Origin of the sequence: Paenibacillus sp. FSL R10-2796, from assembly GCF_037965315.1 — a bacterium.
Lineage (GTDB): Bacteria > Bacillota > Bacilli > Paenibacillales > Paenibacillaceae > Paenibacillus_AQ > Paenibacillus_AQ odorifer.
Window position 1 is genome coordinate 3904702 of sequence record NZ_CP150178.1, and the last position, 14263, is coordinate 3918964.

Annotated in this window: 17 protein-coding genes; 7 read left to right on the top strand and 10 right to left on the bottom strand. The window is 42.4% G+C overall.

The window, feature by feature from the left end; translation table 11 throughout:
* Positions 1-15: 15 nt before the first annotated feature.
* On the bottom strand, positions 16-918 hold the full coding sequence (locus tag NST58_RS17635) for a LysR family transcriptional regulator (protein WP_076133707.1): 903 nt from the start codon (positions 916-918) through the stop codon (positions 16-18).
* Positions 919-1046: 128 nt separating this feature from the next.
* Here NST58_RS17635 and NST58_RS17640 point away from each other — a divergent pair, with 128 nt between their 5' ends.
* From NST58_RS17640 to NST58_RS17650, 3 genes are all read left to right on the top strand, one after another.
* Positions 1047-2369, top strand: coding sequence for an amino acid permease (locus NST58_RS17640; protein WP_076304128.1), 1323 nt, complete (start codon positions 1047-1049; stop codon positions 2367-2369).
* A gap of 198 nt (positions 2370-2567) precedes the next feature.
* Complete coding sequence (locus tag NST58_RS17645; protein ID WP_076304127.1) at positions 2568-3524, top strand: alpha/beta hydrolase; 957 nt, start codon at positions 2568-2570, stop codon at positions 3522-3524.
* A 188-nt stretch (positions 3525-3712) separates the two neighbouring features.
* Positions 3713-5026 carry a PQQ-binding-like beta-propeller repeat protein gene (locus NST58_RS17650; RefSeq protein ID WP_339243651.1) on the top strand — a complete coding sequence of 438 codons (1314 nt, stop codon included), beginning with the start codon at positions 3713-3715 and terminating at the stop codon, positions 5024-5026.
* Between the two features lie 6 nt (positions 5027-5032).
* Here NST58_RS17650 and NST58_RS17655 read toward each other — a convergent pair whose 3' ends face one another.
* Genes NST58_RS17655 through NST58_RS17675 form a run of 5 tightly spaced genes read right to left on the bottom strand, consistent with a single transcriptional unit; the run spans position 5033 to position 6696 of the window.
* Positions 5033-5416: a hypothetical protein gene (locus NST58_RS17655; RefSeq protein ID WP_076126717.1), complete on the bottom strand. Its 384-nt coding sequence runs from the start codon at positions 5414-5416 to the stop codon at positions 5033-5035.
* 3 nt (positions 5417-5419) lie between these two features.
* A complete protein-coding gene (locus tag NST58_RS17660; RefSeq protein WP_111504304.1) occupies positions 5420-5596 on the bottom strand; it encodes a spore gernimation protein GerPD in 177 nt (58 codons plus the stop codon).
* Positions 5574-6188 (bottom strand): spore germination protein GerPC, encoded by a 615-nt coding sequence (gerPC, locus tag NST58_RS17665; RefSeq protein ID WP_339243653.1) that lies wholly within the window; start codon positions 6186-6188, stop codon positions 5574-5576. The genes NST58_RS17660 and gerPC overlap by 23 nt, the downstream gene beginning before the upstream one ends.
* A 42-nt stretch (positions 6189-6230) precedes the next feature.
* Positions 6231-6458 carry a spore germination protein GerPB gene (locus tag NST58_RS17670; protein WP_076277016.1) on the bottom strand — a complete coding sequence of 76 codons (228 nt, stop codon included), beginning with the start codon at positions 6456-6458 and terminating at the stop codon, positions 6231-6233.
* Positions 6459-6471: 13 nt separating this feature from the next.
* Positions 6472-6696 (bottom strand): spore germination protein, encoded by a 225-nt coding sequence (locus NST58_RS17675; RefSeq protein WP_036687577.1) that lies wholly within the window; start codon positions 6694-6696, stop codon positions 6472-6474.
* Positions 6697-6810: 114 nt separating this feature from the next.
* On the opposite strand from NST58_RS17675, the gene NST58_RS17680 reads away from it, so the two are divergent.
* Positions 6811-7269 carry an Hsp20/alpha crystallin family protein gene (locus NST58_RS17680; RefSeq protein ID WP_076126722.1) on the top strand — a complete coding sequence of 153 codons (459 nt, stop codon included), beginning with the start codon at positions 6811-6813 and terminating at the stop codon, positions 7267-7269.
* Positions 7270-7488: 219 nt separating this feature from the next.
* Positions 7489-7656, top strand: coding sequence for a hypothetical protein (locus NST58_RS17685; RefSeq protein ID WP_175618918.1), 168 nt, complete (start codon positions 7489-7491; stop codon positions 7654-7656).
* Positions 7657-7777: 121 nt separating this feature from the next.
* On the opposite strand, the gene NST58_RS17690 is transcribed toward NST58_RS17685, so the two are convergent.
* Positions 7778-8650, bottom strand: a complete 873-nt coding sequence (locus NST58_RS17690) for a GNAT family N-acetyltransferase (RefSeq protein ID WP_339248782.1) — start codon at positions 8648-8650, stop codon at positions 7778-7780.
* A gap of 186 nt (positions 8651-8836) precedes the next feature.
* Between NST58_RS17690 and NST58_RS17695 the strand changes: the two genes are divergently transcribed.
* Positions 8837-9229, top strand: coding sequence for a hypothetical protein (locus NST58_RS17695; RefSeq protein ID WP_076217741.1), 393 nt, complete (start codon positions 8837-8839; stop codon positions 9227-9229).
* A 197-nt stretch (positions 9230-9426) separates the two neighbouring features.
* Here NST58_RS17695 and NST58_RS17700 read toward each other — a convergent pair whose 3' ends face one another.
* The 3 genes from NST58_RS17700 to NST58_RS17710 all read right to left on the bottom strand — a co-directional run bounded on the left by NST58_RS17700 (position 9427) and on the right by NST58_RS17710 (position 12826).
* Entirely contained in the window at positions 9427-9840 is a 414-nt protein-coding gene (locus tag NST58_RS17700; protein WP_076217738.1) for a VOC family protein, read from the bottom strand.
* Positions 9841-9874: 34 nt separating this feature from the next.
* Positions 9875-10798, bottom strand: coding sequence for a ketopantoate reductase family protein (locus NST58_RS17705; RefSeq protein WP_339243656.1), 924 nt, complete (start codon positions 10796-10798; stop codon positions 9875-9877).
* Between the two features lie 255 nt (positions 10799-11053).
* Positions 11054-12826: an ABC transporter substrate-binding protein gene (locus NST58_RS17710; protein WP_248548704.1), complete on the bottom strand. Its 1773-nt coding sequence runs from the start codon at positions 12824-12826 to the stop codon at positions 11054-11056.
* A 143-nt stretch (positions 12827-12969) separates the two neighbouring features.
* On the opposite strand from NST58_RS17710, the gene NST58_RS17715 reads away from it, so the two are divergent.
* On the top strand, positions 12970-14214 hold the full coding sequence (locus NST58_RS17715) for an MFS transporter (protein ID WP_076126732.1): 1245 nt from the start codon (positions 12970-12972) through the stop codon (positions 14212-14214).
* Positions 14215-14263 lie beyond the last annotated feature (49 nt).

Sequence of the window (14263 nt, forward strand, 5' to 3'; positions counted from 1 at the left end):
CTTGTTAACGTTGATCTATATTAGACTTCTCCATTGCTCAGCATGTTTTTGTATCGCAAGTAAGAACTCCGTCAGTACGGGCGATTTCCATTTCTTATGATGATAGGCGATCTGCGTCGCCACACGCTGTGATTCATCATTCCAATTCAACCTGGCAAGTTTGCCTTCGGAGAGTTCATTTTTCACAGTAATTAATGGAAGAAAGGCAATGCCAAGATCAGCCATCACACATTGCTTTATCGCCTCGATGCTCCAAAACTCTAACGTGGGGTCAGGAAAAACACCGTAACTGTTCAAATGCCGTTCAAATAAAGTCCGGTAGGAACAGCCCGTTTCGGTATGAAGTATGGTCACTCCTTTTAAATGAAGGGGTTCTACCTCAGCAAGGTTTAATAAGGGATGATCTGGCGCTGCGATCAGCGTCATCGGCTCATGTACTAATGTTTCTATATTTAAATCTTTATCTTCCGTCTCAGGTTGCAACAAGAACGCTAAATCCAGTTCACCCGAACGGACAAAATCTGATAGTTCCCAGCAAGCTCCAGGCTTCAGAAGAATTTGCACCTTCGGATATTTAGCGCGAAACTCCTTAATAATACCTGGTAAGCGAAAAGCAGCGAGAGATTCAGGAGCCCCAATCCGTAAAGAACCCGTAAGCTCACTATCCGAGCGTAACGCGTCCTCTGCTAAAGTGTGCATTCTGGATATTTCTTGAGCGAACGGGAGCAACCGACGCCCTGCGTCGGTTAGGATAATCTTTTTACTGATCCGATCAAATAATGGCTGACCAATTTCAGACTCTAGTGCTTGGATTTGTGCAGTAATACTGGATTGTGCATAATCAAGCTTCTGTGCTGCTCTAGTAAAACTGCCCGTCTCCACTACCACTAAAAAGGTAAAAAGATGACGTGACTCCATGAATTTCCCCCTAAATGAAAATGAACCATCGGAATATCGAATGGATACTATTCAAAAATTCTGTTTTTCCAATGGATCTATTATCTGCTACTCTAGAACAAAAGACAAGGAAAGCAGGATAAAAAAACATGAAGGAATCCGGTTCAAACACTTTACAAAAAAACATTGGCATGCCTCAGGCTATTGCCCTTTACATCGGGGCTGTGTTGGGTTCTGGGGTCTTAATTGTTCCTGGTTTAGCTGCAGAAATGGCGGGTCCCGCTTCATTACTGGCGTGGGGATTTATGTCGTTGCTGATTTTGCCGATGGCCTTATCAATGGGTCTGCTCTCTGCTAAATTCCCTAACGCTGGAGGCGTGTCCCATTTTGTAACGCTTGCTTTTGGTCCAAAAGCTGGCTCACTGGTAGGTTGGTTCTTTCTGATGTCCGTTCCGATTGGCGCACCTGTTGCTGCACTGACTGGAGCTGGTTATATGACCGCCGCTATGGGCTGGGACGAATCTGCAAGAATTACTATTGCCGCTATTATGTTGGTCACTGGCCTGATTACGAACTGGATTGGTATGCAGGTAGCTGGAAAGGTACAAATAGCGGTAGTTATAGCGATTGTTGCTGTGCTGGTCTTCTCCTTTGCTACTGCACTGCCCCGTATGGAAGTCGAACACTTCACTCCCTTTATCCCACATGGATGGATGAGCATTGGCCAGGCTGCTGCAATCTTATTCTGGTGTTTTATTGGCTGGGAGGCTGTCTCACACCTATCTGAGGAGTTCAAGGACCCACAGCGTGCAGCCGTTAAAGGAGTAACTATCGCCGCTATTATAGTAGGGATTCTATATTTTCTCTCCGCACTAGCAACTGTTGGTACACAAAGCTACCTCAAAGGTGGATCAAGCACTTCACTCGTCTGGATTATTAGTCAGCCTCTTGGGCGCTGGGGAGGATTTATTGCCGGACTTACCGGTCTGTTCATCTGTACAGCCACAATTATTGCCTATGCAGGAGCTGCCTCACGTGTGGCTTATGCTTTATCCCGCCAAGGCTCTGCGCCGAAATGGATGGGTAAAATATCCAAACAGTATCATACCCCTATCGGTGGCATAGCTTTTCTTCTGCTCTGTTTTGTATCGGTGATGACGCTATATGGCAGCGGGTCCCTCTCCATCACCACTCTGATCCAGTTTCCGAATGCTACTTTTATCCTGACTTATATCGGAGGTTGTGCTGCAGGAATACGTCTGCTCAAAGGAAGTCGCTTAGGTGTGACGATAAGTTGGATTTCCTTTTTAGCAACAGCTGCTGTGTTTCCTTTTACGGGCTGGGCAATAGGCTATCCGCTACTCATTACTTTGGTATTCGTTTGGATTATCCGTAATAAGCGTAAACAGAGGATGCGTGTCACTGAAGAGATTGGTCCTGAAATGCATAAGGAACAACAAAAGGTGTTGTAAGGCTCTAACTGCGTTTGAACTTCTCCTTAAGGAATAGTTGTACTGGTGTCCGAAACCGTGCTCAATAGGCGATAAATGTGCAAATAGCGTCAAATCTCTAACTAGTCCTAAACGGGCATTCGTTTCAGCAGCTGCTTAGATGGTTATGGAATGAAGAGGGTATACTAGACTATGACCAGTCAAAGGAGACGATAAATCATGCCAAACAAAACTAAGATTATTCTTGAGCCAGCTGCTCAAAAATTTGCCGATGATAATACGAAACCTCCCTTTCTACCTGACCTTGGGCCAGAAAAAGGCCGTGAAACGGTAGATAGCGTACAATCCAGTGATATATATAAACCTGAAGTTGATATTGAAGATCTAATGGTGCCAGGTGGACCTAACGGTGATGTTTCCATAAGAATCGTTCGTCCCCCAAGCTCCTCATCAGCGTCGCTGCCTGTTATCCTGTACATCCATGGCGCAGGCTGGGTGTTTGGGAATGCTCATACCCATGATCGCCTGATCCGTGAACTAGCTGTCGGAGCGGAGGCCGCAATTGTTTTCCCAAATTACAGCCTCTCGCCAGAAGCTAAATATCCTACAGCTATTGAAGAAATCTATGCAGTACTCCAGTGGACAGCTGAAAAAGGAAGCGAGCACGGATTAGATACTAGCAAGCTTTCTATAGCCGGAGACAGTGTAGGTGGGAATATGGCCGCTGCTATTACTCTAATGGCTAAAGAACGGAGTGGGCCGAAGATAGCGAAACAACTACTATTCTATCCGGTAACGGATGCCTCGTTTGATACTGAATCCTATCATGAGTTCGCCAAAGGCTATTTCTTGCAGCGGGACGGCATGAAATGGTTCTGGGATCAATATACTACTGACCCTGAGGAACGTAATCAAATCACGGCCTCCCCTCTTCGGGCTAGCCTAGAACAGCTACGGGATTTACCAGATGCACTGGTCATTACTGGTGAAGCAGATGTGCTACGGGATGAGGGTGAAGCTTATGCCGCCAAATTGCGGGAAGCTGGCGTGAATGTTACGGCTGTCCGCTTCCAAGGCATCATTCATGATTTTGTCATGCTGAATCCTTTAGCCGAGACTCATGCTAAAAAAGGAGCTATCAAGTTAGCGACAACATGGCTTCGTGAAGGTTTCTAAACAAATCAACTGTTGACATATTCTTTTACTAGGCGAATTGGTTCACACAGAATTCTTGTGCGAAACTGATTCGCTTTTTATTGTTAACATAATGTTTATTATGTTAACAAGTGTATTTTTACAATTGAGAAACAAATATCCATTCTCTGCGTCAATATATTATAAATGATGTATAAGGAGCTAAAATCGTGAAATATGTACCGTTTATCCTAAAGACCGTTATATCTTCCTCCTTGCTCGTATCTGGAGCTGGTATATATTTGTCTAGTGCTCAAGCAGCAGTAACAACCTCTGCCTCCTCTTCAACAACCGTCGACTCTATCACCACAATTCAACCCTTATGGCACGACAAGGCAGATGGTCAAGGGATTTATAGCCAACAGACCCCTATTGCAAATGGATTATTCTATTATTCATCAGGCGGGACACTAAAGGCCGCCGATCTCACCACAGGCAAAGTTAAATGGTCCTACAAAAACGGAACAAATCCTGAGATTATAACGAATAACTCGGTTTTCTTTATCACTTATGAGGGTTATCTTGTAAAAGTTAATGCTCAAACGGGGAATTTGCTTTGGAAGGTTAAGGCTGCCAAAGATCCGATTGAGATCGGTGCTTTCGCGGAGTTAGTTAACGGAGTATTATACTTCCGGAACGAGCATGGTGGCATTGCAGCTTATCATCCGGTTACTGGTAAAAAGATCTGGGAGAATAAAGACATCCCTATGTATGTAGGAAGTATCGACGGCCTTTATAACGGGGTATTGGTAGTATCCAGTACCGTTGATAATAGACGCACACAGTTTTTCGGTCTCGATCCGGCTACAGGCAAGAAGTTATGGAGAATTCAGGGATTTTATAGCTTTGTTGCTTACCGGGATGGTGAATTATTACTCCGCGAACAAGCCAATGCTGCAAATGATGCCTCTAATGTGCCTCTTAAAGGCTATCAGTTGACCCTGGTACATGTTGATGTTAAAACTGGAAAAGCGAAGACCAATAAGAACTATAAACCGCTCGAAGATGTCAGTAGACTCGGTAATTATTTCACATCACTTCAAGGCTCGTATCTATATACAGTCGATGGAGGTTTAGACCAATGGGGTGGTCATCCACTATACCGCTTTACCTTAGGTCAAGAAACAACGAGTGAACCCAAAAGTTATCAGGAGTACGGAAATTGGGTGGCTGGACCAGTAAATAACATGGCTTTTTTCCAAAAGGGTGCACAGATCACTGGCGTTCAAATGAACGATAATCGCATTATAAGCTTCAACGGACCGGACAGTCCAGCGCTTAGTGTTCAATTGATCGGTAAGGGGATTTACACTGGCTATGAGAATGGCTACTTCTATATCATAAATGCAGAAACAGGCAAAGCGCTTGGCAAAGTAAAGACCGGAGCACAACAATACGGCACACTATTTAGTGCGAATGGTATTCTCTACATCCAGACGGAGCATGATATATTCGCGATTTCCCTGCCAAAAGAATTAAAATAGTTGTTGTTACTCCTCATCTTTTGCAGCCACTTCTCGTTTAAACTCACTGGTTCGACTCTCCAGATGAACTGACCCGCTGTTTCCAATCTGGAAGGTCGTGCCAGACCCAATCGACAGAATTTTTATATATTGTATATTAATCATTGATTCTGCGGAATCCTTTAATATCACAAATTCATCCGCTTCATTCCCTTGCTTAGTCCATACAGGGATAGGGATGTCTATGAGTGTAGTATCTTTCGGGTGATTATTAATCTCCCTTATGTTAAAAAGATAATTCTCCTTGCTTCCCAGGAATTTAGATTGAACCCGGTCTACAGATCCACAAATAAAAATAGAACTGTCGGACAGATTGTTGATATAAACATCTTGTATGCGTGAGGTGTGCATAGGTTAACTGCCTTTTTTGACTTGATCTGGAGCGCTCTGAGTATATTCTATTACGCTGTCAAACGCCGAGGAGCAATGAATGGATTGAGTATCCCCTACTAAAAATACTGATGAACCCGAGATCGAAACGACTTTCACTGCATTGACACTAATATCTCTATTGATCACCGTTATCTTCATTCGTCTCCCGCCTTCCGGTTATATTTATTTCCAAATGCCGCTCTACTGCCATAACGATATCTCGTTTGATTTGCTCTACAATAGAAGCGCATTCCTCGTCAGTGTATCCACGCCCTTCTTCTGAGGTAGGGAGTTGGTTTACATACTCGTTAATCCGTCCATCCATCTGATTCAGCAGATCCTGAGTCACCATTTGGATATATTGCTCATCAATGCTTAAATTCTTCTCTTTTTCTAAACGTGAAAATTGCGAGGGAACCTCTTCTTGCACATACTTCAAAATCTGTGGGCGAATCTGATCCGATAAATCAGTTGTACCTACCTCCTGCTCTCCAATAGGTTTACCGTTGATCATCGCTTCATCCAGATTGTTTCCCTCATTCGGTGTAATGCCTATATTTAAAGTGCCTTCCAGCTTTTCGATTTTTAATTGTTCAAAATGATAATTGATAGGTCCTATACTTGCAGATTTATTGTTCTTTATGCTGTCTACATCGCCTTGCAAATCGCGAAGCTGCTTCTCTAACTGTTGAATCTTCTCCGCTTGCAATCTTAGTGTATTAAAAACCTGCTGAGCGTAATACGGATGCATACAACCCCCTCCTATGGTTTATTGTATGCAGGGACAAAGAGCCTAATTCAGATGTGCATATAGTTCCGCCGCTGGCGGTAAGGAAACAAGGGGTGAAGCCATTTTTTCCGCTGGAGTCGTTGGAGCCGATGATGGAGCTCCAGAGGTCTCATAATTATGAGACAAAGTATTAATTCGTCCCGATGTACCAATCTGAAGTACCGAGGAATTAGAGATAGTGCCGATTTTTAGATTATAGATCGATATGCATTGATATACCGTAATGTTCATTTAAACCCCACCCTTAAGGAGGTGATACTTGATCCACCACATCTGAATCCATCGTATTTGTACTGCTGGCCGCATTATTCGTTATATTCGTACCTATAGAGTCACCTATGGAGAAGGAGTTGGCACCGGCATAAATTTTAGAGTTGCTGCTCAGGATAACGGATGCCGTATTTCCTACTAAGACTGTGGAGCTGGGGCCTACGCTATTGATTTTAATATTGCCGATGATTGAAACCACCAAACCACTCCTCCTTTCGGAATGATAAGCTATTCTATGTAGATATTCGCCCAGATGTCACTGAATAAGTCAAACGCCCATACAATGGATAAAAACCGTAGGAGGCGCAGAGCTATGAGTCCGAATAAGACGAACCCTTTAGATTGGATGAATGAAGATCCCTTTTTTAAGAAAAAGTTATCCTTGAAAGCTCTTGAAGAGCAGTGGAAGTTGGATCCTAACCAAATTGACGGGTATGTCGAAAAAGTAATCCGTGAAGCAACTGCAGCGACCTCCTCTTCATTTATGAACGAAACCACAAGTTTAAGTTTTGAGCATATCGACACTCATAATCACCTGATTACCAAAATTCGTATTCCGAACGGAATTCACCCCGAAAGTATATGGGCACAAATCAATCGCACACAAATTAAATTAACAGGTTTAGGAAAAGATCATAGCGAGATTATTCAGTTGCCAGTTCCCGTCATTCCAGATCAGAGCAGAGGCACTTATAAACAAGGTTCCCTGCAATTCAGAATGCCTAAAATGTCAGCGGGAAGATTCAAAGATATCGACATCCGATATTTATAAAATATCCCTTTAAAATCCACCTGTTTTACTCGTCCAAGTGCCCCATTCCCCCTAAAAAAACGTCTTAAAATCAAAACAGCGTATAATTTAAGTTATACGCTGTTTTTTGAGGGTGTTTTTGCCCCTTTTTCATCCGATTTTCTATTCTTTTCGCTCTTCGAACTTTAAGTTCCTCTTGGTCATAAGATGGAGTATCCAGAGTAAAGGTGGGGGCAAATCATGTCTAAAAACAAACGCGGCAAAGCACTTTGGCGCATTCCATCCCGGGCCAGAGGAACATGTCCGATCTGTGGCAGCACACGTATTAAGCTGTTGTACTTCGGGAAAGGCATTTCAGGTGAAAAGCTTAACGTATGTAAGAAATGTGATGGGAAGCAAAAGGTATGAAAGCATTTAGCAGATAATTCACAGAACGGGTTACCAAATAAAGTGCGACCTTAACCTCGAACCTAAGCTCGACAAAAAAGCTATCGCACTTTGCTTGGTAATCCTTCACTTTCAAAAACTTTTATAGTTCAATCCGATAGCGTCTTTCCTCATTCGTTAGAATGAATCCGACAGATTCATATAGCCGTAATGCAGAATCATTTTCCGTAAGCACCATCAGACATGCCTCTTCCAGTCCGTGGGTTCTAAAATAGCTTAATGCTTGAAAAAGCATGTACTTAGCAATTCCGGATCTTCTCCATGGCTCAAGTACAAATACATTTTCGATGTAGCCACCCTTCTCTTCCTGCCAGACCATTAAGCTACCCGCAACCTTCTCCCCTTCTCGAACAACAAGTGATGTCCAGAGCGGATTTTGTTTAAATTCAGCTAACCGTTCTTTCCCTAGCGGAGTTTCCGGCCAAATCTCAGCTTCTAATTCCAAATAATGCTCGTCTTCTTCAGGCGTCTCCATATTCCAGGTTGCGAATTCAAGTTCCTTAGCCAGAGTGGGTTCAGACAAGCCATCACTTAGATTGTGTTTCATCTTAAATAAGCTATTATAATGAGAGAAGCCCTTCACTTTTTCGAAAAATTGAGTATTCAAGACTTCTGCCGAATCGTTCCCTACACATAGAGTGGTTTTGTAATCCTTTGATAACGTTTCTTTTAATTCGAGTGCTCTTAATAAGAGTGACTGATAAACTTTTTCTAATAAATCATAATCGCCTTCACGTTCTGGTATTGTTTTTAAGTTCAGGTAGATCGAATGTCTGCTATCCTTGGAACGGCCGGGCGGAACAATATTGATGATGCTCACTTGACCTTTGGCCACCATTTTACCGTCCTCGAAAGCGCAATATACATTTTCCCAATTTTCCTCAGTGCCAACCCACCAAAAAACAACATTCCCCTTTGAAGATACTGTGTTATAAAGTTCACCAAGTAATGGCATGTCACCTTGTTCAAAATGACGGATAGTAGTCAATACAAAACCCCTTTTCAAATCATTAATATGGAATATATTTATAATAACATGCAAGTCCACGCTTGATTCGGTAATGAATTTTTATAACTAACTTCTCCTTGTTGTAACATTTTTTAAGTAACCCCTGTCTTACTTATATAGGGGGACCGAAAAATGAGAAAACGATTTTTTATAGGGATTACGCTATTTCTGATTACTTGTGGAGTTGCTCTTGGTGTAGGGACGATATCAAATCTTCTGAGTCCGTTTAAAAGCTTCTCAGTCATCGTAGATAATCAATCTGATGTTGATATTAGCTCTATCGAAGTAGGATTAATTCGTGCGGATTCAAAGAAATTGTATACAAGTCCAATAAAAGCAGGACAAAAGAAAAAATTCAAACCAAAATTGAGTTTAAATGGTGAAGGTGCTATATATCTTCGATATACCAACTCTAACGGACAGTCTAAAGAACAAACCGTGTGCGGTTATACCGAATATTTATCAGGTCATTCCAAAGTCACGATTACTAATGAACGCACAACCGTTGTTCAGCAATGTAATTAACAGCTGTTACTTTAATTGCTAATATACAGCTAATTTCTTCATTAGTCATAAGCGGGCTGCAACCGTAATTTAAAAATCAGAAGATTCCTCAGACCTTTCCGCTGCCTGAACACTAAGGGTCCGAGTACGTCATTTTACAGACGAACTCGGACCCTTGTGATACAGAATATTATCTGACCGTGCAACACATCAATCGATTACACATTCCCCGAAAGATTTAATTGCCATGACACACCAAATTGATCCGCTACCCAGCCAAATTTCGAACTGAATGGATATTCGCCTAGTGGCATGAGCACCTGTCCACCCTGGGATAATGCTGCATAGACGCGGTCAATTTCGGCTTCACTTTCACAATTCACATATAAGGATACCGCTGGAGTAAAGGTGAATCCATGCTTCACGTAGCTATCTATACACATAAAGACTTGTCCATGTAATGAAAAAGTAGCCTGCATGACACTCCCTTCAGGGCCTGCTTCATTTGCTCCATAACGTTTAATACTGATGATTTCGGAGTGATCAAATAAAGAAGTATAGAAATTCATAGCTTCTTCAGCCTTTCCTTCGAACATTAGAAATGTCATTATCTTTTGATTCAGTTCCTTCATAATCGTCCAGCTCCTTAAAGTAATTTTATACAGATCATCTCATATCATTAACGCTTTCGTATACTTTCAAACGGGCATATACGGTTTCGAGAATAGGATACACAACTTGACCAGATACAGCCATCGCCAAAAGAGCACCATGCAGATGCTCAGCTTCCACTGGCAGATGTTTTAGCATATCCCTATGCATAGAGGAAGTAAATTCGGGTGGGACCGAATCCATCTTTTGCATCGTAGCAGTCACCATATCTGCTCCAACAGGCATTCCTGCACTTTGCGCTATACTCACGATCTCATTCAGAAGCTGTTCATAAATAGTACGCGCTGTAGATGAGGCTAAAATGGGTCCAACCGAGCTATCCATTAAAGTTGTAATCCCGCTTAAACTAGCTACGAATATATATTTCTGCCACACTTCGCGCTGAATATCAGAGCTTAGTATCACAGTGAAACCTGCTTTATCCAAATGACTGAGAAGTTTCTGCGTTCGTTCTGACTCCCCACCCGCCCATTCACCAAACACAATACTATGAAAAGAACTACTTTGTATGATAGCTCCATTAGAACCTAACGTTGTCTCGATATAACAAAGACCACCCAGTACCTTTTCTGCTCCAAAATGCTGCTGCAAAATACCAAAATGTTTATACCCATTAAGGAGCGGGAGAATCATAGTCTGTTCACCGACGAAAGGGGTAAGATCCATCATCACCTGAGGCAAATGATAGGCCTTCACTGCAATAATAATACAGTCAAAAGGCTCTGCCTTCTCCCCATATGTAATCGTCCGAACGGGAGTCTTAAAGTCACCATGCACACTTTTTATTGCCAGACCCTCATCTTCTAACTGCTTTTGTTTAGTAGAACGGACTAGAAAAGTTACATCTTCCCCTTTTTGAACCAGACGCCCTCCAAAATAACCACCAATAGCTCCTGCACCCACGAATAGAAAACGCATGTAAGTCTCCCCTTTTTTCACCTAATTTTTAACAAATAAAAAGACCGCTTAGCTTATCCGCTAAACAGGTCCGAATGGCAAAAAAAGAGTCAAGTATCGACCGTTCTTTTGTCTCGGTCCATACGGATCTGAGCAAAATCCAACGAGTTCACCTCCATGGCTACAAATAAATTACTATTCTTAAATCTGATCCATCTAGAGCGCCATTCGATTCTATCGATACAGCCTCCCTGGAAAGTATAACAAAAGAAAACCTTAAAGCCTAGTTTTAATCCATAACTTAGAGATGTCCAGAAACCCGAAGGAACCGGTGTGCAGACCAAACAGGCTTTGATTTAGCTGAGCTTTTTTATTCATATGACAGCCATGTAGCACCCAGTAATTGTCTCGAAGAATCTCCTCTGCTTGATTCAGTAGTTTCACCCGTTCATCCTTTGGAGATTCTGTGAAAGGACCTAATACCTTCGAAAACAATGAAATCTGGTCCTTTCTAAGCAAAGAGAATAAATAATTAGATTTATTATTAAAGTAGTTAATCATTCCCCATTGCCAATCATCTTCTAAAACCTCTTCAGCAAGCTGGATCTCGGCTGTTGTCTGTATATGATCTGCCTTAAATTCATTGAAAAAATATAACTCAATTTGCAAACCTACGGAGGCAGCGCGTGTTTGGAGCCATAACGCTTCTTCTCGTTCTTCTTTTTTATCCTTAGTTGCTAAAGTAATGACTTCTCCCTGATACCCGTTTTCCGCTAAAAGCGCTCGGGCATGTTCCAAAGTTGGATCTAGAAGCTCTCTCTTACTGCTCTCCCATGGCAAAAAGCTATCTGCTGGAGTGATACGATTGCCACCCAATTCTTTTATTAAAGCCGTTCGACTGTAAAGGATACGGATCACTTGGCGAAACCATAGCTGCTGATGAATTCCCTCTCTATGAAAATTAAACAGAATATATCTGCAGCCTAAGGCTGGGTAATCTATACTGTGATTGCTGATGATATCAGGTAAAAGTTCCCCATGTTCAGGATCTGGCAGCTGGTATTGGCGTTCATTAGAAGCCTCTTTTGGCAAATACCAAATCTCAACACGATCCAGAAGCGGCCGAATTCCGAAATAAAAATCAAAAGCTGCGAGCACCAAAACATCCTCATTCAGATCCAATAAACGGTAGGGACCTGTACCGCTTACTTCACTAGTGATGTCTATATCGTAAGGGAGAATGGACATGTGAATACAACTGAACAGATGCAGAAAAAAGAGATTTGGACGTGACAACACAAACCGGATTCGATGATCTCCTTCAACCTCTACTCGTTCGATATCCTTATAAAGGCTAACCGCAGGGCTGTTCAAGTCGATAAGCCGTTGCAGCGTCTCTTTTACATCTCTCGAGGTCATGATTCTTCCGTGATGAAAGCGCACCCCCTTACGGAGGTAAAAAATATAACTTGTATGGCCCTCATTAGCTTCCCACATATGGGCCAAACCAGGAAGAAAGGTATCGGTCGTTGCGTCATAAGTAACTAGTGTGCTATAGATCTGACCCAGCAAATAGGATTCAAAAGCGGTGTATACATAAGCAGGGTCCAGTACTTCCATATGCCGGTTACGGGTAATCCGCAGGACGTCCAGCCCTGAGGTTGACTCTGCTTCACTACGGAAACCCATCTGTTTATTTAACATCGTTAACAATCGTTCCTTTAAGGGACCGGTCACCTGATCGCTGCTCATCAATTCGATAGCTTCTTTTATCTTGCCTTTACTAACTAACTCCTGAAAGCTATCCTCGAATACCTCATCAATACTTTTTAAAAAAGTAAGTTGAGAGATATGCCCCCTGCCTCTCCCCGGCTGCCATTGAATATATTCCTGCTCTTCCAGTTTCCGCAGCACGAATTTAACATTACGTGGAGTGCAAATCAGGATCGAAGCCAATAAATCTATCGTCACAGGAACAGGTTCATTCACTTTGAAGGAACTAGTAACGCCTGCTGCTAAACATAAAAAATGATTACTTATCTGGTCCAAATGGTTCACTCCTTTAAAGGTGAAATGATCAATGTAATTCTTACACTTTTCCTTCCCCCTTTTATCATTATAATTATACATAAATCAACAAGGAATATGCAGCAACAATATTAGAGCAATAAGACTAGGAGATCGTAATCATTATGAATCAGCATCTAAGGCACATTCACCCACTAGCCTGGACAATTATCATCGGCACCATGTTCGGACGTCTGGTGACCTCGATGAGCATCCCGTTCTTATCCATCTATCTAACCCAAGTTCTCGGAGCTTCCCCGACACAAACAGGGATTACGGTCGCGGTTAGCTCGCTGGCAGGCGTATTGGCCAGTTTTTATGGCGGTTATATTTCTGATATTGTTGGCCGCAAAATCGTCATGTTAATCTCGGTATTTGGCTGGGCAGCCGTCTTCTTCGGATTCTCAGTGGCTCAACATCTATGGGTATTTTTCCTGGTGAACACCTTGAACGGCTTATGTCGATCTGTATTCGAGCCTACTTCACGGGCACTTTTGTCCGATATTACACCACCCGAGAGTAAGCTGCTTGTCTTTAATCTTAGATATGCAGCAATTAATCTTGGTGTAGTATTTGGTCCGATAATTGGGCTACAGCTCGGCTCTGCGGAATCAACTTTTCCTTTTCTAATCGCAGGAATCGTTTATGTTGCATATGGAATTGTATTATTCATGCAATTTAAGGCACATCGTTCAAGCATGCCCGCCCGTACACAAGCTCAAGCACCACGTTTACTCGAAGCTTTGACAATCACCGGTAAAGACCGTGTGTTCCTACCTGTACTTCTGGGTACCATCTTTTGTGTGTTAGGATACGGTCACTTCGGCTCAACAATGGCTCAATATTTAGCGATGAATACGCATTTCACCAATGGTGGGCAATTGTTCTCCTATATGTTGTCACTGAATGCTATAACCGTGTTAGTAGTGCAGTATCCCATTGTACGAACGGCAAGTAAATTCCCGCCGATTGTCCCTTTAATCCTTGGGAATATCTGCGTTGCACTTAGTCTTCTCTTAGTGGGGCTTGCAGGTGGTGTGGCTCTATTAATGATCAGTGTAGTTCTGTTCACTATAGGGGAAGTCTTACTCTTTACGATGATGGATATGTTGATCGATCGGATTGCCAAACCTGAAATGAAAGGGACGTACTTTGGTACGATTGGCTTTAATAATTTAGGGAGTGTTATGGCACCTATCTTCGGGGGGGTGTTGTTAGACCATTATGGCGCTCAGAATGGCCTTGCGATCTTCGTACCGTTGGCTTTAACAACAGCTTTTGGTCTTCCTTTTCTTCTCGTAGCGCACAAAAGACTTGTTGCCAGAGAGAAATTAACACTTGGTGTTGAAACTAGAGCAATAAAAGGATAACTTATCTAATTAAAAATGTCATTTACTGGATCATATTCACCTTAGTTAA